The organism is Mesorhizobium sp. WSM1497 (assembly GCF_001672455.2).
Taxonomy (GTDB): Bacteria; Pseudomonadota; Alphaproteobacteria; order Rhizobiales; family Rhizobiaceae; genus Mesorhizobium; species Mesorhizobium ciceri.
Map to the genome: position 1 here is coordinate 257,175 of NZ_CP021070.1, position 24,081 is coordinate 281,255.

General features: G+C 62.5%; 19 protein-coding genes. 12 read left to right on the plus strand and 7 right to left on the minus strand.

From position 1 onward, the window contains the following. The first annotated feature begins 496 nt into the window (after positions 1-496). From A9K65_RS01210 to A9K65_RS01235, 6 genes are all read left to right on the plus strand, one after another. Entirely contained in the window at positions 497-649 is a 153-nt protein-coding gene (locus A9K65_RS01210; RefSeq protein ID WP_010913078.1) for a lasso peptide, read from the plus strand. A gap of 137 nt (positions 650-786) precedes the next feature. After that, positions 787-1,101 carry a PqqD family protein gene (locus A9K65_RS01215; RefSeq protein ID WP_013528114.1) on the plus strand — a complete coding sequence of 105 codons (315 nt, stop codon included), beginning with the start codon at positions 787-789 and terminating at the stop codon, positions 1,099-1,101. Between the two features lie 169 nt (positions 1,102-1,270). Then, positions 1,271-1,648, plus strand: coding sequence for a lasso peptide biosynthesis B2 protein (locus A9K65_RS01220; protein ID WP_224618418.1), 378 nt, complete (start codon positions 1,271-1,273; stop codon positions 1,646-1,648). Beyond that, on the plus strand, positions 1,645-3,567 hold the full coding sequence (locus A9K65_RS01225) for a lasso peptide isopeptide bond-forming cyclase (protein ID WP_064992950.1): 1,923 nt from the start codon (positions 1,645-1,647) through the stop codon (positions 3,565-3,567). Before A9K65_RS01220 ends, A9K65_RS01225 begins: the two co-directional genes overlap by 4 nt. After that, a complete protein-coding gene (locus A9K65_RS01230; protein ID WP_084015561.1) occupies positions 3,564-4,550 on the plus strand; it encodes a serine kinase in 987 nt (328 codons plus the stop codon). The genes A9K65_RS01225 and A9K65_RS01230 overlap by 4 nt, the downstream gene beginning before the upstream one ends. Positions 4,551-4,558: 8 nt before the next feature. Next, complete coding sequence (locus A9K65_RS01235; protein ID WP_064992949.1) at positions 4,559-6,403, plus strand: ABC transporter ATP-binding protein; 1,845 nt, start codon at positions 4,559-4,561, stop codon at positions 6,401-6,403. A gap of 109 nt (positions 6,404-6,512) precedes the next feature. Here A9K65_RS01235 and A9K65_RS01240 read toward each other — a convergent pair whose 3' ends face one another. Further along, complete coding sequence (locus tag A9K65_RS01240; RefSeq protein WP_013528119.1) at positions 6,513-6,788, minus strand: exopolysaccharide production repressor ExoX protein; 276 nt, start codon at positions 6,786-6,788, stop codon at positions 6,513-6,515. 602 nt (positions 6,789-7,390) lie between these two features. On the opposite strand from A9K65_RS01240, the gene A9K65_RS01245 reads away from it, so the two are divergent. Both A9K65_RS01245 and A9K65_RS01250 read left to right on the plus strand, forming a co-directional pair. Then, the gene (locus tag A9K65_RS01245) at positions 7,391-8,068 is read left to right on the plus strand and encodes a sugar transferase (protein ID WP_013528120.1); all 678 of its coding nucleotides are present in this window, start codon (positions 7,391-7,393) and stop codon (positions 8,066-8,068) included. 101 nt (positions 8,069-8,169) lie between these two features. Then, positions 8,170-9,432, plus strand: a complete 1,263-nt coding sequence (locus A9K65_RS01250; protein ID WP_064992948.1) for a polysaccharide biosynthesis/export family protein — start codon at positions 8,170-8,172, stop codon at positions 9,430-9,432. Between the two features lie 189 nt (positions 9,433-9,621). Here the strand turns inward: A9K65_RS01250 and A9K65_RS01255 are convergent, their stop codons facing one another. The 5 genes from A9K65_RS01255 to A9K65_RS01275 form a co-directional block, all read right to left on the minus strand. Then, positions 9,622-10,935, minus strand: coding sequence for an O-antigen ligase (locus A9K65_RS01255; protein ID WP_064992947.1), 1,314 nt, complete (start codon positions 10,933-10,935; stop codon positions 9,622-9,624). 201 nt (positions 10,936-11,136) lie between these two features. Beyond that, on the minus strand, positions 11,137-11,964 hold the full coding sequence (locus A9K65_RS01260; RefSeq protein ID WP_027164258.1) for an SDR family NAD(P)-dependent oxidoreductase: 828 nt from the start codon (positions 11,962-11,964) through the stop codon (positions 11,137-11,139). 87 nt (positions 11,965-12,051) lie between these two features. Further along, entirely contained in the window at positions 12,052-12,546 is a 495-nt protein-coding gene (locus tag A9K65_RS01265) for an acetone carboxylase subunit gamma (RefSeq protein WP_064992946.1), read from the minus strand. Then, complete coding sequence (locus A9K65_RS01270) at positions 12,543-14,747, minus strand: hydantoinase B/oxoprolinase family protein (RefSeq protein WP_027164257.1); 2,205 nt, start codon at positions 14,745-14,747, stop codon at positions 12,543-12,545. Before A9K65_RS01270 ends, A9K65_RS01265 begins: the two co-directional genes overlap by 4 nt. Before the next feature lie 12 nt (positions 14,748-14,759). Further along, positions 14,760-16,919 (minus strand): hydantoinase/oxoprolinase family protein, encoded by a 2,160-nt coding sequence (locus A9K65_RS01275; RefSeq protein WP_084015557.1) that lies wholly within the window; start codon positions 16,917-16,919, stop codon positions 14,760-14,762. Positions 16,920-17,031: 112 nt separating this feature from the next. On the opposite strand from A9K65_RS01275, the gene A9K65_RS01280 reads away from it, so the two are divergent. The 4 genes from A9K65_RS01280 to A9K65_RS01295 all read left to right on the plus strand — a co-directional run bounded on the left by A9K65_RS01280 (position 17,032) and on the right by A9K65_RS01295 (position 23,271). Further along, complete coding sequence (locus A9K65_RS01280; protein WP_063171084.1) at positions 17,032-17,811, plus strand: helix-turn-helix transcriptional regulator; 780 nt, start codon at positions 17,032-17,034, stop codon at positions 17,809-17,811. Between the two features lie 285 nt (positions 17,812-18,096). Next, positions 18,097-20,271 (plus strand): alpha-ketoacid dehydrogenase subunit alpha/beta, encoded by a 2,175-nt coding sequence (locus A9K65_RS01285; protein ID WP_064992945.1) that lies wholly within the window; start codon positions 18,097-18,099, stop codon positions 20,269-20,271. A gap of 88 nt (positions 20,272-20,359) precedes the next feature. Continuing rightward, complete coding sequence (locus tag A9K65_RS01290) at positions 20,360-21,922, plus strand: ABC transporter substrate-binding protein (protein WP_164747171.1); 1,563 nt, start codon at positions 20,360-20,362, stop codon at positions 21,920-21,922. A 119-nt stretch (positions 21,923-22,041) separates the two neighbouring features. Beyond that, positions 22,042-23,271, plus strand: a complete 1,230-nt coding sequence (locus tag A9K65_RS01295; RefSeq protein ID WP_084015555.1) for an aminotransferase class III-fold pyridoxal phosphate-dependent enzyme — start codon at positions 22,042-22,044, stop codon at positions 23,269-23,271. Between the two features lie 33 nt (positions 23,272-23,304). Here the strand turns inward: A9K65_RS01295 and A9K65_RS01300 are convergent, their stop codons facing one another. Next, positions 23,305-24,042, minus strand: a complete 738-nt coding sequence (locus A9K65_RS01300; RefSeq protein ID WP_064992944.1) for a GntR family transcriptional regulator — start codon at positions 24,040-24,042, stop codon at positions 23,305-23,307. Positions 24,043-24,081: the final 39 nt, after the last annotated feature.

Genomic DNA, 24,081 nt, shown 5'->3' on the forward strand with positions numbered 1-24,081 from the left:
AGAAAGCGTTTCGCGCCGACACTTATGCTGCAAGTGCGAAGCAAGCATCACCAAAAACCTCGATGCCGTAAAGCCTTTCCTTCTGCAGTGCGAATTTTTGCCACCAAAGCGTCTATCGAGGTGGCATCGGAAAGCAGTGAAAACCGCGGTTGAAATGTCCCTTGCCACGTCGGCTTAGGCAATCTCCGGACGATTTCTCAAATGGAAATTCTTTTCATTAGAGAGGCCTAAATATAGGCACAACGCAAACGGCTTATGCAAGCAAAATCAAATGCTTAAAGAATCAGCACAGGCGCGATCGTCGTGCACAAGGAATCGGCTAAAAAATGACAAGTTTTAGGCATGCCGCTCATGTGACGACGCCAGCAACCGTAATTGATTAACAGAAAGTAAAACAGTCTTGACTCATAAATGCTGCCGTGCAGCTATTGCATTGCAGCATAAAAGTGCTGACGGCACTCGACAGGCCGTTTCCAGTCCTAAATCGGAGAGTAAAATGGAACAGAATGTTGAAAAGCATGAATATGAAACGCCAAGCCTGACGGTCCATGGTTCGATTGAGACCATCACCCAGGGCGGCGGCGGCAGCACGGCGATCGACGCATCGTTCCCCGCGCATACGCCGATTGGCGACCTGACGTTCTCCTGAGAACTACAGCCGATTCCAGAGTGACATGTTGGGACTCTGGATTCAAAAGCAGACGTAAGAGGGGTCGGGGGGCCAGCCTCCCGATTTCTCCTGCGCCACCTGGAGATGTCGCAGCGTTTTGTCAGCGAGGTTTGGGGATGAACGGGGAGCTATCCGACCGTGATCTGGGCGACCACGATAGCGTGTGCGCGACCAAGGATGCCGTGGCTTGCGAGTTCGGAGATGGCTTGGCGCTGCTCAATCTCAAATCCAATGTCTACTACAGCCTGAATGGCGTCGGCGCCTTCATCTGGGATTTGATCCAGGAACCCCGGTCGATCGGCGACATCCGCAGCGCCGTGCTTGCGCGCTACAATGTCGACCCGGCGCGCTGCCAGGCCGATGTCGACGCATTGCTGAAGGGCCTGGCCGATAATGGGCTTGCGAGACGGCATCATGAGGCACTTGTCTAAGCCGGTCCAGCACAAGTCCCTGGTTTCACGGGCCCTGGTTTCGCGGGCCTTGTCTTCGCGGGCCACGGCTTTACGGCAGGAACCGGCGAGAGAAACAAACGTCAAGCAGACGAAGCGCGGAGGAAGCCGGCGCGGGCTGGTCAGGATTTTCTCCCTGAGTGGCTCGGAAATGATCTTCCTTGGCTATTGCCTGCTGGTGGTGGCGACAGTTCGGCTGGGGCTGACGCTGTTGTCCTACAATCGTGTACGCAGCCTGGTGACGCGCCTCGACGCGCGGCAGTGCGCCTCAATGGGCGAACTGCGGCGTGTCGCCTGGGGCGTTGCCGCCGCGGCCCGTTTCGTCCCTTACGCCACGTGCCTGACCCAGGCGCTCTCCGGCCAGTATATTCTCGCCGGCCAAGGCAATGAATCGACGATACGCATCGGCATCGAACGTGGCACAGGCGAGCAGTTGAAAGCACATGCCTGGCTGGTCAGCGACAACCATATCGTGCTTGGCGGATCGATCGACGGCTTCGCCCATCTCGTCGACCACGGCAGCCGATGAGCGGCGTCGCCGGAATCCTGTTGCGCGGAGCAAACGCACCGGCGGTCGCGGCGGCCGACATTCAGCAAATGCTGGCGCGCATGCGCCATCGTGGTCCTGACGGCAGTTCTTGGTGGCTGGACACCAGCATCGCCCTTGGCCACGCCTGGCTCAACACATCGGATGAAGTCGGTCCGGGCCCTTTGACGATGGCTGGGGGCCGGCTCGCCATCACCGCCGATTGCCGGCTGGACAACCGTGACGAGTTGCTGGCCAGGCTCGGTATCCGCGACCAGCCGGTAGCCGACGCGATCGTGCTGATGCGGGCCTATCTGCGCTGGGGCGAAGCCTGCCCGGAGCATCTGCAAGGCGATTTCGCCTTCGCCATCTGGGATGACGAGCGGCAATCGCTGTTTTGCGCGCGCGATCATTTTGGCGTCAAGCCGTTCTACTACCACGCGGCGGACCGGCGTTTTGCCTTTGCGTCGGAGATCGGTCCGATCCTGGGCGTCGAGGGTATCCGCGCACGTGTCAGCGAGCGCCAGATCTCCGGCTTCCTGGCCGGGCTTCCCGACGACCCGCAGTCGACCCCCTACAGCGATATATTCAGCCTGCCTGCCCGCCACAGCCTAACCGTCACCGCGCAACAAGTGATGCTGCGCCGATACTGGCAGATCGAGCCGTCGGCGCGGCCCTTGCGGTCGGATGCATCGGAGGAATTCGCCCATCTGTTCTCGCAATCGGTGCGCAACCGCATGCGAGGGACCTCGGCGGTCGGGGCAATGCTGAGCGGCGGCCTCGATTCCTCATCTATCGCCTGTGTCGCCGGCCTGCAGAATGCCGCCGCCCGCAAGCCGAGGCTGCCAACCTTCTCGCTGATTTTCGAGAAGGGCTCGCCGATGGACGAGCGGCCCTTCATCGATGCCGTTCTCGACCAGCAGAAGGTCGACGCGACGCTGATCCCGGTTGGCAACTATGCCCCATTTGCCGAATTCGAGCGCGTGCTGGAAGAACAGGAAGGAACGTTCCTGGCGCCGGGCCTGACGCTCACCCGCGGCATCTACCGGACTGCCGGCGCCAAGGGCATCAAGGTGCTGCTGGACGGCCATGGTGGCGACGAGGTCGTTTCACAAGGCCACGGCCACCTGCACGAGCTTGCGAATGGCGGCCGATGGATGGATCTGTGGCGCGAGGTCCGCAGCGCATCCAACACCTATGGCGACAGCACGCTTGGCCTTTATCTCCAGTTCCTGACCCTCTACGGGCCGGCCTGGCGCATCGCCAGGCTGAGGCATATGGCCAACCGTGCCCTGAACAAGATTCGCAAGCCCGCGCAAGTGTCGCGCGCACGAAGCTGGCGCGACCTGATCAATCCGGACCTGGCCAAGCGCACCGAGCTTGTCGACCGGTTTCACCGGGCCGGCTACATGCCGCCCGGCGTCCAGGCCAGCGATGCCTTGAGCCATCGCTGGATCCTGTCGAACGGCTATGTCCCGCATGCTTTCGAGGTTCTCGACAAGGCCGCCGCCAATTTCGGGGTCGAGCCGCGCTACCCCTTCTGGGACAAGCCGCTGGTCGAGTTCTGCCTGGCGCTGCCGGGCGAGGAGAAGCTGAGCCACGGTTTTGGCCGCTATGTGCTGCGCCGCGCCATGCAAGGCGTATTGCCGGAGGCGGTGCAGTGGCGGCGCGACAAGATCGACTTCACTGCCAATCTCGTCAATGGCATGCTGCGCAACCATCGCGACCTCCTGGAACAGCTGCTGGTCTCGGATGCGAACCGCATCGCGCCTTACGTCAATCTGCCTCAAGTGAGTGCTGCCTATGCGCGGCTGCTGCGCCAGCCCGATCAGGCAGCCCCCCTGGATGTCCAATATGTCTGGCGCTCGGCCTCGCTGTCGCTCTGGCTGCGGCAGCTCCAGCATGGCGGGAGCCCCGCATGATGCCGCGCAACGAGCCGCTCGCTCTATGCAATGATGATGCCTTTTCGCATGGCCGGGCCAAGCGAGAACGCCGCTTCTACCGGGCCTACGGCCTGACCATCGCGTCGGAGGTGACGTTGCCCGAACTGCAGCCGGCGGCGCCGGGGGCGGCGGATGTCGTGATTGCCGTCGGCGCGATCGACCTGCCAAAGCCCTCGCCCGAAGCCGCGACCGACTTTCGCTTCGAGCCGGACCGGCAATATCTGGCGTGGCATGCCGTGGGCGCGTTCCTGATCACCGATTCCAGCCGTATCGACATCGAACCGGCGCCCGGCGTCGACGACGCGCTGCTCGCGTTTCCGCTGCTTGGTCCGATCATGGCGCTGCTCTTGCACCGGCGCGGCCTGCTTGTCCTGCATGCCAGTGCCATCGCCGCCGCCGGCACGAGCGCCATCTTCATGGGTGACAAGGGAGCCGGCAAGTCGACGACCGCAAGTGCGATGATCCGGGCCGGGCATCGACTGCTTACCGATGACGTGGTGGCGCTGGACCTCGCCAATCCGAGTGAGCCAATGACCGTTCCGGGCTTTCCGCAGATCAAGCTGGCGGCCGACGCCGCGGCGGCGATCTCGCTTGGGGAAGCGGAAGTGCGGCCGCAAGTGCATCCGGCGATCGACAAGATGCAGCATCGCCTGAACGGTAGCTTTTCGGGCGACGAGGTGCCGGCGACCAGGATCTATATCCTCGAGCGCGGCGAAAGGGCTGACATCACGCCCTTGCCCGCCATTGCCGCCCTGCCGGCCATCATCAAATTCTCCTATGTGACGCGCTTCGGCCGCGCGGCCCTGCCCGGCGACTTCGCGACGGCGCATCTTCGGCAATGTTCATGGATTGCCAACCATATCGGCGTGTACCGGCTGGAAGTCCCGACGGGCCTGGACAGGATCGGCGAAGCCGTGGAACTGATCGAAAAGGATCTGTCGGCTGGCAGCCGGCCGTTGTGAGCGCAACCATGTCGAATCCCCCAATCCTTCGCCTGTCGCTGTTTCGAGAAATTGCCGCCTTCGGCGCCACCATTGCCCGGATCGGCGGCCGGCGAACGTGGACGGCGCTGTTCTTCCTCATCCTCGGCAGCCTGACCGAGGGCATTTCGATCCTGCTGCTCGTCCCGCTGCTGCATCTGGTCGGACGTGCCGACCAGGATTTCGCTGTTCGGCTGCCCAATGATGATTTCGTGCGCTGGCTGGTGCCTGATGGCACGCTGCAACTGACGACCGTGCTTTGCGCGCTGGTCGGGCTTGTTGCGGCGCAGGCGGCGTTCAATCGCTTCAAGTCGGTCTACATGGCCAAATTGCTGTTCGATTTCATCAATCGCGTTCGCATGAACCTGTTCGAAAGCATCGGCAAGGCGCGCTGGGGCGTTTTTACACGCATGCGCAGTTCCGACCTCGATCATGCCCTGACCGGCGACATCGACCGCGTCCAGGGCGCGGCTTTCTCACTGCTGATGCTGGTGCAGATCGCCGTTCTTCTGGCCGGCTATCTCCTGGTTTCCGTGTTTATCTCGCCGGTCATGACGCTGTTTGCCGTGGTCATCGGCATCCTGATGTTCGTGGCGCTGCGGCCCTTCCGGGCACGGGCCACTGCCTTCGGCCGTGTGCTGACCGCCAATCGCCAGGATCAGTACCGGACAGTCTCGGAATTTCTCGGCGGCATCAAGGTGGCCAAGAGCCTGAACGTCGAGGACAGCTATTTCGCGCAGCTGCGGTCGACGCTTGAGAGGATGAAGGCCGACAACATCGACTATGTGCGCAACAGCACCATCGGCACTGCTGTATTCCAGGTGGCGAGCGTCGTGGGCCTGAGCCTGTTCATCTATGTGGCTTTGGTCCGCTTCAACCTGTCGCTGGCCGAGATCGTCGTCCTGCTCCTGGTCTTCATGCGTATCGCGCCGCGCTTCATGGACATGCAGACGCAGGCCCAGCAAGTGCTGATCAACCTGCCCGCCTTTACGGCAATGCGCAGCCTGCAGGCACGTTTCGACGCCGAACGCGAACCCGGCCATACCGAGTTCGCCGACGCCGGGACACTCTCCCTCAATACGGGATTGAATATTCGCGGCGTGTCCTTCGCCTACGGAGATGCTGTCGACAAGGCGGTGGTGAGCGGCATCACCTTCGGCCTGCCGGCCGGCAAGGTCACCGCCCTGATCGGGCCGTCCGGATCGGGCAAGAGCACGATCGCCGACATGCTGCTTGGCCTGCTGGAGCCCACCACTGGCAAGATGCTTGTCGATGGCGTCGAGATCGATGCCAGCAATCGCCGTCGCTGGCGCGACCAGGTGGCCTATGTGCCGCAGGACGTGTTCCTCCTGCACGACACGATCGCGGCGAACCTGCGCCTCGCCGCGCCACGGGCCAGCGATGGCGATCTGTGGGCCGCGCTGCGTCAGGCGCACGCCGGCGAGTTTGTCGAACGGCTCGACCTCAGGCTCGAGACGGTGGTCGGCGATCGCGGCGTGCGGCTCTCGGGCGGCGAACGTCAGCGCATCGCGCTCGCGCGCGCGCTGCTGCGCAAGCCGTCGCTGCTCATCCTCGACGAGGCGACCAGCGCGCTCGACTGGCAGAACCAGTCGCTGATCGCCAGGTCGATCGATGGATTACGCGGTACGATGACGATCCTGACCATCGCGCACCGGCCGTCGATGATCGCCTTCGCCGACTGGGTGGTGGCGATGGAAAACGGCCGTATCGTCGAGGTCGGCCAATATCAGCGGCTGAAGGAAAAAACCGGCAGCCGGTTGTCGAGGATGCTGTTGGGGGAACAGTCGGAGAGCGAACCCGCTGATGTGGCGTGAGCCGGCGACCAAGACGCGTCGCGCCGAGACGGATTCACGCGGCGCTTTGGTCCCTTTGTCTCGAAGCATGTCGTTGCCGCCAAACCGGGCCACGTTTGAGCAGTCTGCATCAATGCAGGCCGCGCCTGGCACCGCCCAGCTTCTCGCTTTCGGCGACCTCGGGTGCGTTCAGTTTGCGCTCGGCGTCACGAGCTATGTCGGCAGGCGTCGGCGCGCTCCTGGCGATCATGGTGTAGATGAGCACGAAATAGCCGGCCTGAATGGTCACGGCGCAGATGATGACACGCACCAATATCGTGCCTATCGACGCACCGCCCAGCCAGGACCAGCCGACGACGATCGCCAGAGCGAAAATCATCCCGAGGATGAATTTTGGAAGTGCCATACCCAACAGCCCATAAACCGGCTCGGGTATTATCGCGATTGCCCCACCCGAGCGCCGTCCCTTGTCATGTGGGCTTGTTAAGGTCGCCCACTCTCGACCGGTTGCTTCCGGCCTTTTCCACCTGTCGTCACCGTGACAGGTATAATTTGCAATTCTATTAAGGCGAGCAATAGGCGGCAAGGGCAACTTCGGTTATTTTTGATCGAGCTTTTGCGATCGACTCTGCCATGTTGCAATGCACGCAACGGGAGCTAGGCCGATATCCTCTCGTCGATATTTTTTTAGTAAAATTGGCAATATTAAGTAGTACTTTATACGGTTTTGACCAAGCATCACGGCATGATGAAGCACTAATTTGTACCTCGCCTTGGCAAATAGGTAGGTCCGCCTAAAAACCGCCCCACAAAGGCCTCTATTTTTTCGGCCGTGCCCATTTATTGTCACAAATGTGCTAAATATGCCGAAATTTGTGCATAGCAAGCTTATTATTTAGTCATTTCATGACGTGACTATTTCAACGGGGTGGTAAATTGTGTGTTGCGCTGCAACATTTTTTGGGTATCGTGTGGTGAACCATTCGTTCAACGCATGGAGTTTACGGCATGAGGGACGTTGCCAAGTCGGCCACCGCGAGCTTTTCGCAGGCTGACATCGATTTTCCGCCGCCGATCGGCGGCCTGCTCAAACGCAGCTTCGATATCACCGGTTCACTGATTGGCTTGATCGCCCTCAGCCCGCTATTTGTCATGATAGCGCTGCTCGTCAAGTTTTCCGACGGCGGCTCGATTTTCTACGGCCACAGGCGAATCGGGCGGGGCGGACGGATTTTTCCGTGCCTGAAGTTCCGCACCATGGTTCCGGACGGCGACAAGGTGCTGGCAGCCTACCTCGCCACAAACCCGGACGCCAACGCGGAATGGATCGCGACCCGCAAGCTGAAGAACGACCCGCGCGTCACCCGCGTTGGAGCGGTGCTGAGGAAACTCAGCCTCGATGAGTTGCCGCAGATCATCAACATCCTGCAGGGCGATATGAGCCTTGTCGGTCCGCGTCCGGTTGTGCGCGACGAACTGGAGATCTATGGCACATCCGCCGTCTACTACCTGAAATCGCGTCCGGGCCTGACCGGCCTGTGGCAGGTCAGCGGCCGCAACGATGTGTCCTATGACAGCCGCGTCGCCTTCGACCGTCACTATGTCGAGAACTGGTCGCTGTTCGAGGACGTTCGCATCATCATCAAGACCGTCCCGGCCGTCTGGATGTCGCGCGGTTCTTACTGACCGGCCGGTGGCCAATGCCAGACATTGGCGTCGGCCCATTCGACGCAAGCTCATCGGGCGATGGGGCTATAGCGGATCGGAACGTTGAGTTGAAAACAGATTTGTTCGAAGCCTTTCGCGGCCCGGTTTCCGGCCGCCTGCGGCGGGCGCGTTTGCTGGCCACATGCCTTGCCATGGCCCTCGTCGTCCCGCACATCGCCGCCGCCGGCGACTATCGCCTCGGCTCGCAGGACAAGCTCACCATCCGCGTCGCCGAATGGCAGACCGTTGAAGGCACATTCCGTGACTGGTCGGCGGTGAATGGCGAGTACACGGTCGGTCCATCCGGCACGCTGTCGGTGCCGTTCGCCGGCGAACTGCCGGCCTCCGGCAAGACCACGTCCGAAATCGCAACGGCGATCGGCGAGGCTTTGCAGAAAAAGCTCGCTTTGTCAGACAGACCGGAAGCCTCGGTCGAGATGGCGCAGTTCCGGCCATTCTACATTTCGGGCGAAGTCCAGAACCCCGGCCAGTTTCCTTATGTGCCCGACCTGACGGTGTTGAAGGCCATCAGCGTCGCCGGAGGCATCCGGCGAAACGCCGACTACGGCCCCCAGCTCGGCAAGGACCTGGTCACCGCCAAGGGCATGTTCGACATCTCCGACGACCAGCGCATCCGACTGATCGTCAGGCGCGCCCGCATCGATGCGGATATGGCCGGAAAGGCGAGTTTCGACGTGCCGAAGGAGGTCGAGGGCGATCCGAGACTGCCAGCCATCGTGGCGGACGAGATGACGATCCTGACAGCGGACCAAAAGGCGCTGAAGCTGAAGCTTGAAGCGCTCGACGATCTCAAAGGGGTTTTGGAATCCGAGATCGAATCGCTGCAGAAGAAGATCGTCAACCAGCAGCAGCAGGTCGACTTGGCGCAGCAGCAGCTCGCCAGCATCGGCCCGCTGGCGCAGAAAGGCCTGATCGCCAACGCCCGACTGCTGGATTCGCGCCAGTCGGTTGCCGACCTGCAGGGCAAGATCCTGGACTACGAAACCGCCATCCTCACCGCCAAGCAGGCGATCAGCAAGGCGAAGCAGGATGCTATCGATGCCCAGAACACCTTGAGTTCAAGTCTCGCCACTGACCGGCAGCAGACCGAAACCGACCTGAACGAGGCCGCGTTGAAGGTGAACATGCAGAAAGGCCTGATAGCCCAGGCCAGCGATCCCGCGATGGCGGCCGCTATGACAAATGATCAGCAGCCGACCCTGCTCTATTCACTGGTGCGCAATGTCGACGGCAAGACCAGCGAAATAGCCGCCAAGGAAGAAACCCCGGTGCTGCCTGGCGATGTGATCAAGATCAAGCTGGCGCCGCTGGCCAGCCAGTAGACCAACTTCCAACAGATCCGGTGTTTCGAGCCAGAGCCTCACCCGACAAACCGGGATGAGGCTCTGGCTCAGTTGTTTGAACATCTCCTGCGGAAACTATAATAGCCGTCTCGGGATCGACGCTTTCCCGTCCGAGCACATGCTTGCTCAAAAAGGAAGGCCGCTCCCTTCAGCCCGCGAGATGATAATTTATGAGGGACCGGCGCCCGCCGGCTGGCCGGCATACCGAGGCCAGTCAGTCTCGCCCCCGGCCGCGTCAGCCGGCTCCAGAGCCGGTGACCGCCGCCTGCGGGTAACGGGCAGCCGCGCCAGCTTGAAGAAGCTGAAATACATCAGGAAAGAACCCATGATGTAGGGGTTGAGTATCTCGACCTCGACGAAGGAGCGGATCAGCAGCAGGACCATCACGCCGAAAAGGATCACCGAGTCCGCCTGCCATGCCTTGAAGATCACCGCCGAGACGTGGCCGTAGAGCGTGCGCAGCATGATCAGCGACACCAGCGTCGCTCCGACGAAGCCGAGTTCGACGAGGGCCTCGATATAGGTGTTGTGGAAGTGGAAGCCGGTGCGGGTGGTGATGTAGAATTCGTTCCACAGCCGCTCGGCTTCAGCGAAACCCTGCACCCAATAGGCGGCATAGCCGACGCCGAGAATCGGCGATTTCTGGACCGTGTTCCAGCCTTGCTCCCACAGATAGGTTCGCCCGGTGAGCGTCGAATCCTTGCCGAAGAGGCCGAGGACGAAGTCCATCAACCCGAGATTCAAGGCGACGAAGGCCGTCACGACCAGCAGGCCGGCGCCGATCAGGAAGATGACCCGGCGATAGCGTCGTGACAGAAGTTTGCTCATCGCAAGAAGCGCCACCAGCGCCAGAACCGCGGGTATCGAGGCCATCGAGGTGGCGGAATGCGAGGCGACCAGGACATAGGCCGACAGCAGCACGACGGGCACCGCCAGGATGAAGCTCAGCCGGCCGCGCCTGTAGAACGCAAGGAAGACGACGCAGAAATAGATGCCGAGCGAGCCGACAAAGCCGATCTGGTTCTTGGAGGCGAAGGCGCCGACGAAGTTGACGGTGCCGTCAAGAACGTCCTCGGAATAATTCCCGACCTTCAGCGAATAGATGAGGACGACGAATATCCCGATCAGCGCCCCTATGGTCAGCGTGCGCACGCTGACGGTGCGCGCAGCTACGTAGGCGCAGGCAATATGGGAAAAGTACTGGACCGACGTCCTTGCGGTGACGCCGGGAGCCTGCGACCAGAAAACCGAGAAGCAGACATAGGCAGCAAACAGCAGCGGCAGCCAGGCGCTGGACAGATGCCTCACAAACCGCCGGTAGTCGACCAGGATGAGCGGGAGCCAGACCGCATAGTAGGCCAGGATCAATATCTGGCCGAAGATGACCGAATAAGAAAACGCCCAGATCGAAACGGCTACGGCAAAGGCGCCATAGACCGAATTCTTCTCGGGATCGATCAGCAGGGACTTTGGAATCTTCATCTCAGAGTCCCGCCGACACGACCCAGGGCCGGCAAGCCATGAGCCGGCCGGAATCTTCGCAGACATGGGCGTGCAATAAACGGCGTCTCCATTGTGCAGTGCAATATAACCTATTGCGCCCGGCGCTCAATGGCAAATCCGGTCACCTTGTCTTACAGCGAGGCATCTGCGGAGAGATCAGCCGGTTGCGTGTCCGAGACGCTACCAAAGCGCTCCGCCGGTGATCTGGATGTTTTCCATGGTGATGCCCTTGGCGAGATCGGAGCACAGGAAGACGGCCAGAGCGGCAATCTCCTGCGGCTGCAGCAGGCGCTGCTGCGGGTTGCCCCTGGCGATCTCGGCCATCGCTTCCTCTGGCGTGCGCCCCTTGCCTTCGCGCTCCACGACCTGCGCCACATTGCGGCGCATCAGTTCGGTCTCGACCCAGGTCGGGCTGATCATAACGCAGGTGACGCCATGCGCCGCCCCTTCCAGCGCCACGCAGCGGGTGAGACCCAGCAGGCCGGCCTTGGACGCGCAGTAGGCCGGGTTGTCCTTCCACCCGACCAAGGCGGCCGTCGAGCCAATGTTGACGATGCGGCCCCAGCCGCGCTCGATCATACCCGGCAGCACGGCACGCGTGACGCGGAAGGCGCCGGTCAGGTTGGTGTCGACGATCTTGTCCCAAAGCGCGTCGGAATGGCCGCAGACCGGCTGCTCGGCGGTGGTGCCGGCGGCGTTGACCAGAATGTCGGCGGGGCCGATGGCCGTCTCGGCGTCAGCCGCGAAACGGTTGGTGACGTCGCTGTCGCGAACGTCAAGGTGTGCGGCGTGAACTTTCGTTCCATGAGCGGCAAGGGCCGAGCGCACGCGCTCGATCTCGTCGGCGGCCGGATAGTAGGCGGCATCGGATCTGTCGGCGCCGGCAGGCGCGATGTAGGAGCCGACGGCGACATTGGCCCCAGCCTCGGCCAAAGCCGTGGCAATGGCGAAGCCCATGCCCGAGAAACCGCCGGTCACGATGGCGCTACGGCCGGAAAGGTTGTTCATGGCGCACGGTCTCCGCTTCGTTTGGGCAGGCAATCAGTCCTGACCGGATTTGGCAATCACAGCGGCGCAGCCTCCATCGACGAGCGTTCAGGACCCCTGAAGCGGTCTGCCCAGCCATTCGCGATAAAAGCCTTCGAGGTCGGGTTCGAAATCATACACGATGGGATAACCGGGTGCCGCCGCCTCGACCTCATGCAGCGTCCCGCACTCCGGGCAGATGAACTCCCGGATTTCCATCCATTCGGGATCAGGGAGATCGCTGTTGGGATAGATCTCGCGCAAAGCCTCCTCGGTGTTGCGCACGTTAATCACGGCGCTGAGCTTCCAGTTCTTCCGATAGTCGCCGAAGGAGTGGCCGCATTCGCAGCGGGTAATGCGCTCATCGCCACTCTGGCAGATGAACAGATGGTCCGAGACCGGCAGCAGGATCGGGTCCTTCCAGGCGACACGATCCTGATAGACGGCAACCATCTTGAAGAAACGGTCGTCATCCTTGTAGGCACTCATGATGCGCCTTGTCTGCGGCCAGGGCAGCTTGCCGGCGGCCAGATCGCCCAGAACTTCCTTGCTGTATGAGGTCATGGCTTGGCTCCCGGCGTGAAGATCGATTTGGCGTCGACGTTCCAGAAATCGCTGAATTCCTTGGTGAAGCGCGACGACAGCTTGATCGCGCTGGCGTACATTTTCTTCACTTCGGGCGCGAAGTCGGCCTTTCCGACGCGGCCACGCTCCTTGGCGATCCAATCCGCCACCGGAATCGCCTTAGCCAGGCGCTCTTTGCGCATGGCGGCGCGGCGTTCGACCGTGGCGTCGATATCGGCGACGGGATAACCGTCTTCATCGTCCTTCAGCACAATGCCGAAAACCTGGTCCGCCGCTTCACGGGTGAGAAAGCCGTTCTCGACATCCCATGCCGTCTTGATCGGATCGCGCTCCAGCACGTCGCCATAGCCGCCACCGCCATTGTAGGAATGGCTGAAGATGTCGCCGGATTTGTGCGGCGAGGTGATGTAGGGGCCTTCGACCACGACATGGTCGCCGCCGATGTTCTTCTCGTAGTCGGAGACGTCAGGGTCGATGCCGGGCGAATGCGCCAGCGGTTCGCCTTTTGCCGCCAGTTCGTGAATGTCTGAGTTGCGCACCGCGCGATGCTTCTGGCAGGTCGGCGCCGGATAACCACCGCACATGCCGCCATTGTCGAACACGCGCGAGGAGTGCTCGGAGGTGTGGAGCCGCAGATGTGAGGTCTTGTTGATCAGCCAGGTCGAGACGAAGGAACAGCCACCGCGATATTTGCCGGCGCCGCCGGAATTCGGCACGATCGAACGGCCGATATAGACCATCGGCATCGACTGTTCCCAGACCTCGATGTTGCCCATGTCGGATTCCGGGTTCCAGCCGACATAGGCGGTGTCGAGACCGTCCTTGATGGCGAGCGCCCCGGACCCGGCGGCAGCGCACTCGAAATGCGCCATGCCGAACGGCGTGCCGTATTGGCTTTCGCCGCCCATCTCGATCATCGGGCTGTTGACCTGGCCGACAAAGGCCTCCTCGACGAAGCCGCGCGCGACAAAACTGCGCGACAAAAGCCGCTGGAAAACGCCGTAGGCCGGCAGCAGCAGCGCCCATGAGGTGGCGGTGGCCACCATCTCGTTGTCGGGGTTGGTCCAGGTGCCGTGCGGCAGTTTCAGTTCGGTCGCCATCCAGGCACCGTCATTGACCAGGCCTTCGAAATTCATGTGCTGGGTCAGCGTCACGAACATGCCGCCATCCATGCCGGCCGGCGTGCAGTTCATCGAATGGTAGCCCCAGGGCTGCGTGCCCTCGAAGTCCATGGTGATCTTGCCGTCTGACGTGATCTCCATCTCGATCGGGATGTTGTAGAGCCAGTCGGGATCGCCGAGCAGCTGGAAGCCGGGCTTTCCCGCCGTGACATGGCCGTAGAACGTGTGGCCGCGGTAGATGCCGGGCACGGTGAGCTGGCGGGTGCGGGCGAGCTGGGCGCGACGGCCTTCCTCGATGAACTCCTTCGACACCTTCATCCAGTAGTCGAGGCCGATCTCGGAGATCAGCTGCTTGACGCTTTCGCGCATGTCGATGCAGGAGGCGACCTTGGCCTTCTCGTCGAGCACCCAGTAGATCGGCATGCGCAGATTGCGCTCGCAGCGTATGACGTAGTCGCGCCGGATCTCGTCATTCTCGCCGATCTTCTCGGCGCAGACGAACAGGCCTTCGGTGAAGCGCTCCTGCGCCAGGCAGACATCGCCGCCCGGCGTGATGCCGCCGGCTTCCAGTTCGTGGCAGACGGCACCGGCCCAGCCGACCAGCGTGCCTTCATGGAAGATCGGCACCACATCCATGACATCAGGCACCTGCACGGTGCCGATGAAGGCGTCGTTGTTGGCGAAGATATCGCCTTCACGGATTTTCGGGTTTTCCTCGTAATTGTTCTTGATCATCCATTTGATGAAGCGGCTCATCGTATGGACATGCACCATGATGCCGTTGGAGAGCGCGATGGCGTCGCCTTCGGGCGTATAGATGGCGACCACCATCTCGCCGACTTCGCGCACGCCGGGCGAGGCCGAGATGCGGCGGGCCATTTCGCGAGCCGAGACGCAATAGGCGCGCAGCTTGGTGTGCAGCGTCTCGAACTTCAGCGGATCCTGGTTGCGCAGCGTGAGTTCCGTGATGCCGTCATAGCAGCCGGTCTCTTCCATCAGCCGCTCGGAATCGAGCAGTCTTTCGCGAAGGCGCAGGGCCGAAGCAGGTTTGTCCAACATGGCGGTGCCCTCTCAAGCGTGGGTGTAGTGCAGCAGCGTCCATTCATCGACATGGACGCGGTCCTGCGGATGAACGACGAGCGTGGTGGCGGGGTGTTCGATGATGGCCGGACCGATGACTTCGTGACCGGGCTGCAGCAGGTCCATCTCGTAGAGATTGGCCTTGTGCCAGCGTCCGCCGATATAGGCCTCGCGCACGCCCTTGTGCGCGGAAGCCGGATCCGACTTGCCGAGCGGACGCTTGAGCAGCACCGGTTTGACCTTGTCGGCGGTGGCGATCAGCCCGAGTTCGGTGATGGTGAAGCCGGCCTCGCCATAGCGCGACACGCGATGATTGACCTTGGCGTAGACCGCCTCGAACTCGTCGATAACCCTGCGCATGTCGTCGGCCGAGTTGACCTCAGCCAGCGGCGCCATGACTTCGACATCCTCGAGCTGGCCGGTGTAGCGCATCATCAGGAACGGCACGGTCCTGATCTTGTCGCGCGCATGGCCGTCGGCGATCATCTCGTCGACCGCGGCCTTGGTCAGGTCGTTCCAGACCGTGGTGACCTTGACGCCGAAGGCGGCCAGCGTCGCCTCATCGGCGCGTGACGGGATGTCGTGCTGCGTCGACACCGAATGCCGGCGCATGAAATCAGCCGTGGTGCAGCCGAAGGCGGAGAAGGCGGCCGCAAACTGGAAGGTGATGATGTCCTTGAAGCCGATGCCCCTGGAACAGCCGGCCAGGTGCAGCGGACCGGAGCCGCCATAGGACAGCAGCGTGAACTCGGAGGGATGGATGCCCTGGCCCGAAATGACGCGGCGCAGCGCGTTGTTGGCGTCGGCCTCCAGCATGTCGATCATGCCTTCGGCGGCTTCCTCCAGCCCGACGCCCAGGATGTCGGAGCATTTCTCCTGGAAGGCGCGGCGGGCCTTTTCGACCTGCAGCACGACCTTGCCGCCGAGGAAATAGTGCGGGTTGAGCCGGCCGAGAATCGCATCGCAATCGGCAATGGTCGGTTCGGTGCCGCCCCTGGCGAAGCAAATCGGACCTGGATCGGAGCCGGCGCTTTCCGGTCCAAGCGAGACTTTCTTGGTCAGCGGATCGACCTTGAGGATCATGCCGGCGCCGGCACCGATCGTATCGAGGTGCAGCGTCGGCACGTTGAGCTTGAAGCGATCCATCAGCGGCTCGTTCTCGATCCGCGTCTGGCCGCGCGTGATGACGCCCATGTCGAAGGAGGTGCCGCCCATGTCCGAGCAGATCAGCGAATCATTGCCGATCAGCTTGCCGACATAGGCAGCACCGAGGATGCCGCCGATCGGGCCGGAGATCATGGTTTCATGCAGGCGCGGATGGTTGATCGAGGTCAGGCCGCCGAAGGAGAGCAGCGTCTGCACGCCATATTTGAAGCCGTATTTCTTCGAGACGTCCTCGATACCCCTAAGCTGCTTGCGGCCGCGCGAGGTGGCGTAGGCCTCGATCAGGACCGAGTTCAGCCGCGACTGCTCGCGGATGACCGGGCGGACCTCGTGGCTGGTGTAGACGATGATGTCGGCGCCGGCCTTGTCGACCTCTTCGCGGCAGATTTCCGCGATGCGCTTCTCGTGCACCGGATTGACGTGCGAGAAGATGGTCATGATGCAGATCGCTTCGACCTTGTCGGCGATCAGTTTTTTTGCGGCTGCAGAAACCTCGTGCTCATAGAGCGGCAGCACGACGTCGCCGAACTGGTCGATGCGCTCGGTGACGCCATGGGTGCGGCGGCGCGGCACCAGCGGATCGGGATGATGGTGGGTGACCGCATGCAGCCGGTCGGCATAGGAATAGTCGGCCCAGGCCTGCAGACCGCGGCCCATCAGGATCATGTCCTCGAGGCCCTTGGTGGTAATCAGGCCGAGCCGGCGGCCGGTGCGCGACAACAGCGTGTTCAGCATGCCGGTGCCGGAATAGAGCACGACGTTGACGCCTGAAAACAATGATTCCAGCGAGATGCCCCAGGCATCCGCCGCGTCCTCGGCCGAGGCCAGAAAACCCTCGGCTTCGTTCTTCGGCGTGGTCGCCGACTTGCCGATCTTGAAGTGGCCGTCCTGATCGACAAGGATCGTGTCGGTCATGGTGCCGCCGGCGTCGATGCCAATCACGATTGGGTTGCCGACAATGGGGGCGGTGAGATTGGGTTGGGTCACGGTCGCCTCGGGATCTGGTCTAGGTTGACGCTAGGCTAGATTCGATGGGCGGCTTCGCGCCATATGCCTAAAGACACAATGACGGTTGGGCTGACATCGCCGAGAAAAGGGCATGCGCATGGGCAATATCTGGGCGCCGCTCGCCAAAGCGATCGCCGCCATCGGCACGGACAGGCATGTCGACTGCCTGATCGACCTGATCGGCGCCGACATCGACCACGACCTCGTCACGGTGACGCGCTATTCGGCGACGCAGACACCCGAATTCATCAAGCACCGGCGCTTCTCGGATGAGATGGTCCGGCGCTATCTCCACAATTACTACGTGTTCGACCCGTTCTATGCCTCGTGGCGGCGCGAGCGCAGGCTGGGCATCATGCCGCTGAAACGGCTCGCCGACGACGAGGCCAAACGCGGCCAGTACATTGCCGGCTTCCTGGCGCAGTCGGAGATCTGCGACGAGGTCGGCATCATGCTTGCCGATGGCGGCGACTGGTGCCTCGGCATCTTCCTCGACCGCTCGACCACGTCGTTCAAGGAGAGCGAGATCGCTTTGCTGGATGAGCGGTTGCCTGTATTCGAGGCGCTGCATGCGCTCGACATCAAGGCGCGCGGAACCAAATTCTCCCGCACGTCGGCGCCGACAGGCCCCGGCGCCTCGCCCCGGCAGGAGCCGACGATCCCGGCCAGTCTGTGGCCGGAGCTGTCGCTGCGCGAGCGGGAATTGGTTCAGCTAATCCTCGCAGGCCACCCGACAGCCAACATCGCCGAGCGCCTCGGCATCACCGTCGGCACGGTCAAGAACCATCGCCGGCGCATCTACGAGAAGCTCGACATCACCACCGAGCGGGAATTGTTTTTGCAGTTCTTCCAGCATCAGGCCGATCGCTAGCCGCTCGCTTACCCAGCCGATCCGCCAGCCGAATGCCTGATTTGCAGAGCCGCTCCCTCCGTGAATTGGTGCAGGGCTTGTCGCCGGAATGGCTCGAAAACTGGCTTCAAAATTCCTCTTGCGGAACGCCGCCGTCCCGGCTTAGTCTCGGCTTCGCACAGAAAATGAAATTTAATTCCATTTGTGCGGTGCCCGCAAGCCAGTGCAGTGCCCAGGAAAAGTGCCCGGACGCAATCGACTGAGAAAATATTTGATATATCATCTACCAGAACGGAAATAGCTGACATGGTCCAGCAGACATCGATCCAGCCATCGGCGCCCTGGTTGCGGCTCGACGTCGACGATTCGGACTGGAACGACGCCGAGGTTTCGAGCCTGGTGCGCTGGTATCAGCAGATGCTGCTCATCCGCCGTTTCGAGGAAAAAGTGCTCGATCTCGCCAATGCCGGGCTGGTGCATGGTCCGGCGCATGCCAGCATCGGACAAGAGGCGACGGCGGTCGGCGCCATGTCCGTGCTCGGTACGGGCGACCGCATCAACGGCACCCACCGCGCCCATCACCAGGTCTTGGCCAAGCTTGTCAACGCGCAGACGCCCGGCGGATTCGACCCGTTGCATGACGCTTTCAACCCGGACATGCAGGGATCGGTGCGCGGCCTGATGGCCGAGATCATGGGCCTCAAGTCAGGCTATTGCGGCGGCCGTGGCGGCTCGATGCATATGCGCGACGATGCCTCCGGCATCCCTGGCACCAGCGCGATCATTGGCGGCAACCTGCCGCATGCGGCCGGCTATGCGCTGGCCGACAAGCTGCTCGGTACCGGCAACATCTCGGTCGCCTTTTTCGGCGACGGCACGATGATGGCGGGGCCGGCCTATGAGGCGATGAACATCGCCGCGCTCTACCGGCTGCCGGTGATCTTTTTCGCCGAAAACAATCTCTATGCCGTCTCGACGCACATCAACGAACAGACGCGCGAGACGCGGCTGGCCTCGCGCGGACCTATGCTCGGCTTTCGCGGCATCGAATGCGACGGCATGGATGTGGTGGCGGTCCACCATGCCATGCGCGAGGCGCGCCGGGCGATCGAGGAAGACGGTGGCCCGGTGCTGGTCGAGGCGCTTTGCTACCGCTTCCTGCATCAGAGCGGCGCGCGCCCGGGTAGCGAATTCGGCTACCGCACGCGGGCCGAGGAAGACGCCTGGAAAGCGCGCGATCCGCTGGTCACGATGGCGGCTCGCCTGAAGACGATGGGCATTTTGAACGCTTCCGACCTCGGCACACTCGACCAGCGCGTCATGGAGGTGGTCAACACCGCTGCCGATTCGCTCACCGAAATGAGTGGCAACGCGCTGCGCATTCCCGACCATCTGTGGCCGGACCCAGGCGGCGTCGACAATCAGATACGCGGTGATCTTTCCGAACTGAAGGGCGAGCGTTTCCTCGAGATCGAGGATATGCCGCCAGCCGACACCAGGCCGGTCAAGTTCATGGTTGCCGCGTCCGAGGTGATTGCGCGCGCCATGGAAAAGGATTCGCGCATCATTATCATGGGCGAGGATGTGCACCGGCTGCGCGGCGGCGTTTCGGGCGCCACAAAGGGTGCGCTGGAACGCTGGCCGGAGCGTGTACTGGCAATGCCCATCGCCGAGAACGGTTTTGTCGGCGTGGCGCTGGGTGCAGCGCTTTGCGGCCTGCGGCCGATCGTCGAGATCATGTTCGGCGATTTCTGCCTGGTTGCCGCCGACCAGCTGTTCAACGCGGTCAGCAAGGTGCGCCACATGTTCGGCGGCGGCTTCGCGGTGCCGATCGTGGTCAGGGTGCGCGTCTCGCCGCACACCGGCTACGGCTCGCAGCATTCGGGCGATCCGTCCGGCCTGTTCGCGCTGTTTCCCGGCTGGCGCATCGTCGCCCCGACGACGCCCTTCGACTATATCGGCCTGATGAATTCGGCGCTGAAATGCGACGATCCGGTCGTCGTCATCGAGCATGTCGAACTGTTCCCGAGCGAAGGGCCTGTGCCTGCGGATGACCGCGATTATTGCGTGCGACTCGGCAAGGCGAAAACCGTCAGGCCGGGCAGTGCCTGCACCTTGCTCACCAGTGCCAGCATGGTCGCCGTCGCCAAGCAGGTGGTCGAGGAGACCGGCGTCGATGCCGAGATCATCGACCTGCGCAGCCTCGACCCGACCGGGCTCGACTGGCCGACGGTGGAGGCCTCGATCCGCAAGACCAACCGGGTGGCCGTCGTCGAGCAGGTGCAGCGTGGACTGTCGCTTGGCGGACGGCTGACACAAGAGATTCAGGATCGCGTGTTCGACTATCTCGATCACGAGATCCTGCATGTGACGGGAAGCCTCTCGGCTCCCGTCGTATCGGCCCCGCTCAACCGCGCCGCACTGGGCGGCGCTGATAAGCTCAAGGCCGCGCTTCCATCCCTCATTGCCGTGGGTGGATAGAGCAACGCATTGCCACAAAGATCTGACAAGAAAATGGGAGAATGAAATGGACATGACGATCCTACCAAGAGCCAAGACCAGGGCGACGATGCTGGCGGCCGTGCTGCTGGCCACCAGCGCCTTCTGGGCGCCTGCCACCTTCGCGCAGGACAGCAAGCCGCTGGTCATCGCGCGTAACATCGACCTCAATTCGCTCGATCCGCACCGCGCCTTCTGCGACACCTGCCAGATCTACAATTCCAGCGTCTACGAATCGCTGCTGACGCTGGACAAGGACAACAAGCTGATCCCGCTGCTCGCCTCGAAGTGGGAAGGCAATGCCGACCAGAGCAGCTTCACCTTCACGCTCGACCCGGCCGCCAAATTCTCGGACGGTTCGCCTGTCGAAGCCAAGGACGTCAAATGGTCCTGGGAGCGGCTGAAGAACCTCAAGGGCAGCGCCTCGTTCCTGATGGACAATGTCGCCTCGATCGAGACTCCGGACGCGCATACGGTCGTCGTCAAGATGGTCGCGCCGAGCTCCGAATTCCTCAACATCGCGGCGGCGCCCTACGCAGCGGTCGTCAACAGCAAGGTTGCTTCCGAAGCCGGCGCCAAGGCCGATGCGGACGCTTCGACGACAGACAATGCCGAGGCCTGGTTCCTGGCCCATTCGGCCGGCAGCGCGCCGTTCGTGCTGAAATCCTATGAGCCCAATTCGGAACTGCGGCTGGCGCGCAACGACAAGTACTGGCGCACGGCGCCGGCGCTGAGCGAAGTCGTCATACGCCAGACCAAGGATGCGGTGGCGCAGGCGCAGATGCTGCAGAGCGGCACCGCCGATATCGCCATGCAGATCGACCCGGACACGGCCAAGACGATGACCGGCAGCGACGTCAAGATCGAGACCGTGCCGTCCTACAACTTCATCTATGTGGCGCTGTCGCCCGGCGCCAAGGCCAACAAGGTGCCGCTGACGCCCGAAGTGCGCGAGGCCATTTCGCTCGGTCTCGACCGTCCTGCTATCCTCGACTTCACCATCGGCTCCGAGGGTCAGCTGATCAGCGCGCCGATCCCGCTCGGCTTCCCCGGCGGTTCGGGCTTCGAGGCGCAGCCCTATGACGTTGCCAAGGCAAAGGAACTTCTGGCCAAGGCCGGACATGCCGACGGCTTCGAGATGGAGGCGGCGTTCCCCGGCATGAACGTCTACGGCGTCGATCTCTCGCTCTTGATGCAGAAGGTCCAGCAGGATCTGGCCAAGATCAACATCAAGCTCGACCTGCAGCCGATCCCCTTCGCCAATTGGCGCGAGCGCGTCAATGGCGACGGCATCCCAATGACGGCGGTGTTCTACGCGCCGGACTATTACGGCACCTCGCAATACATCGACTATTTCGCCATGACGAAGGGCAGCCCTTGGTCGCGCCGTGCCGGCGCGGAGCGCGACCCGTCGGTGCTCAACCCGAAGGAAGCGGATATCTACAAGGCAGCCCTTGCGGCAAGCGGCGACGAGGCCGCCAAGCTGTGGCACCAGGCCGGCGAGGAGATGATCAAGGACAGGATCATCCTGCCGCTGATCAGCCCGAACCTGATCCTGGCCTACAAGTCGGACGTCAAGGGCGTGCGCTACAGCGCCTGCTGCAACCTGCCGCTGGCAGAACTCAGCCACTGAGCAAAACAATACGGGGAGGCGACAGTCGCCTCCCTGTTCTCCATCCCGGAAGGCCAGCAAATCCTGTTCTTCCAACATCAAATTCAATATATGATATATCAATGAGCGGAGACCTAGTCATGCCTTCCCTGATCAACTCCAAGGACCAGTTGCTGCGCGAGCGTGCGGCCTCGGTCATTCCGGGCGGCATGTGGGGACACATGGCGACGCGCTATCTCGGCTCCGCCTATCCACAATTCTTCGAACGCGCCGACGGCTGCCGGGTCTGGGACGTCGACGGGCACGAATACATCGACCTGATGTGCAGTTGGGGGCCCAACATTCTCGGCCACCATCATCAGGCGGTCGAGGCGGCGGCCGAGAGGCAGCGTCGCCTCGGCGATGCGATGAACGGCCCCGGCGAGGTGCTGGTCGAGCTGGCGGAACTGCTGGTCAAGACGGTCGCGCATGCCGACTGGGCAATGCTGCAGAAGAACGGCACCGACGCCACCACGGCCTGCGTGACGATCGCGCGCGCCGGCACCGGCCGACGCAAGGTGCTGGTCGCGCGCGGCTCCTATCACGGCGCCGTGCCGTGGTGCACGCCATCGCTGGCCGGCGTCACCGCCGAGGACCGCGCCCATCTGATCCATTTCGACTACAATGACGTCGCCAGCCTCGAAGCGGCCGTCGAGCAGGCCGGCAACGATCTCGCTGCTGTCGTCGTCACTGCCTTCCGGCACGACATCGCCCGCGACCAGGAACTGCCGACCGCCGCCTTCGCCAAACGGGCGCGCGAACTCACCACCGCTGCCGATGCGGCATTGATCGTCGACGATGTGCGCGCCGGCTTCCGCATCGACCTCGCCGGTAGCTGGGAGCCGCTCGGCGTACGGCCGGACCTGTCTGCCTTCTCGAAGGCGATCGCCAATGGCTATCCGCTGGCCGCCATCGCAGGCACCGACCGGTTTCGCGAAGCCGCGACCAAGGTCTATGTGACGGGTTCGTTCTGGTATGGCGCCGTCGCAATGGCCGCGGCGATCGCCACCATCAGCACACTGCGCGACACCGACGCCGTCACCCACATGACACAGGCCGGCGACAGGCTGCGCTCAGGCCTCGATGCTGCAGCGAAGAAGCATGGTCTTTCGCTGCGACAGACAGGTCCGGTGTCGATGCCGATGGTGCTGTTCGACGGCGATGCCGAATTCAAGCTGGCCAACGCCTTCTGCTCGGCCGCCTTGCGCGAAGGCGCCTATTTCCATCCCCGGCACAACATGTTCCTGAGTGCTGCGCACACCGCAAAAGATATAGATCTCGCCCTGCAGGCTGCCGATGCGGGCATGGCCGCCGCGGCGCAGGTGGCGTGACCGGCGCCAATGCGGTGGAAAGGAACAAACTGTTCAGCCGGTGGCCGACACCAGTCGGCCGTTCTGCGCAGCGCGGCGCAGTTCCTCCGGCGTGACCGCGCCGTCGTTCAGCCGTTCGAGAACCTTGACCAGCAGGCGGCCGCCTTCGATCATGTCCTGCTGAATGCCCTTGCGCACACCGTTCTCGTCGCGCGCCCGCAGCGCTTCAAGAATGTCGAGATGCCGGTGGCGGCCGTCATAGATCGGCCGAGCGTGCGGGTACTGGTAGTTCACCAGCGGTCCGTTGCGCAGCCAGATTCCCTCGATGATGGCCAGCAGCTCCGGCATTTGCGCCGCCTGGTAGATCGAGTGATGGAATTCCCAATTGTCGCGGACGGCTTCGAACCAGCGGCCATTGTCCTCGTTGGCAATGAGTTTCTCATGCACCGCCGCCAGACGGTCGATCTCGCGCGGCTCGATGCGCGTCGTTGCCGCGGCACCCGCCATGCCTTCGAGATGCAGCCTGATGCTGCGCAGTTCCAGATACTGAGCCAGCGACAGCTGGGCGACGGTGATCGAACGGCCGGCCTCCATCTCCAGGCCTTTTTCGCGCACCAACTGCATCAGCGCCTCGCGCACCGGCGTCTCGGACACCTGAAGGCTGGCGGCAAGGTCGCGGATCTTGAAGCGATGGCCCGGCCAGAAACGGCCTTCCATCATGGCACGGCGAAGCTCCTCATAGACACGCGTCGTCAGATTGTCGCGCGCGATCGGCGCGATAGAAGCAGTCACATCCGCTCTCCGTTCTTGCAACAGCGCAGGCGTCGCCTG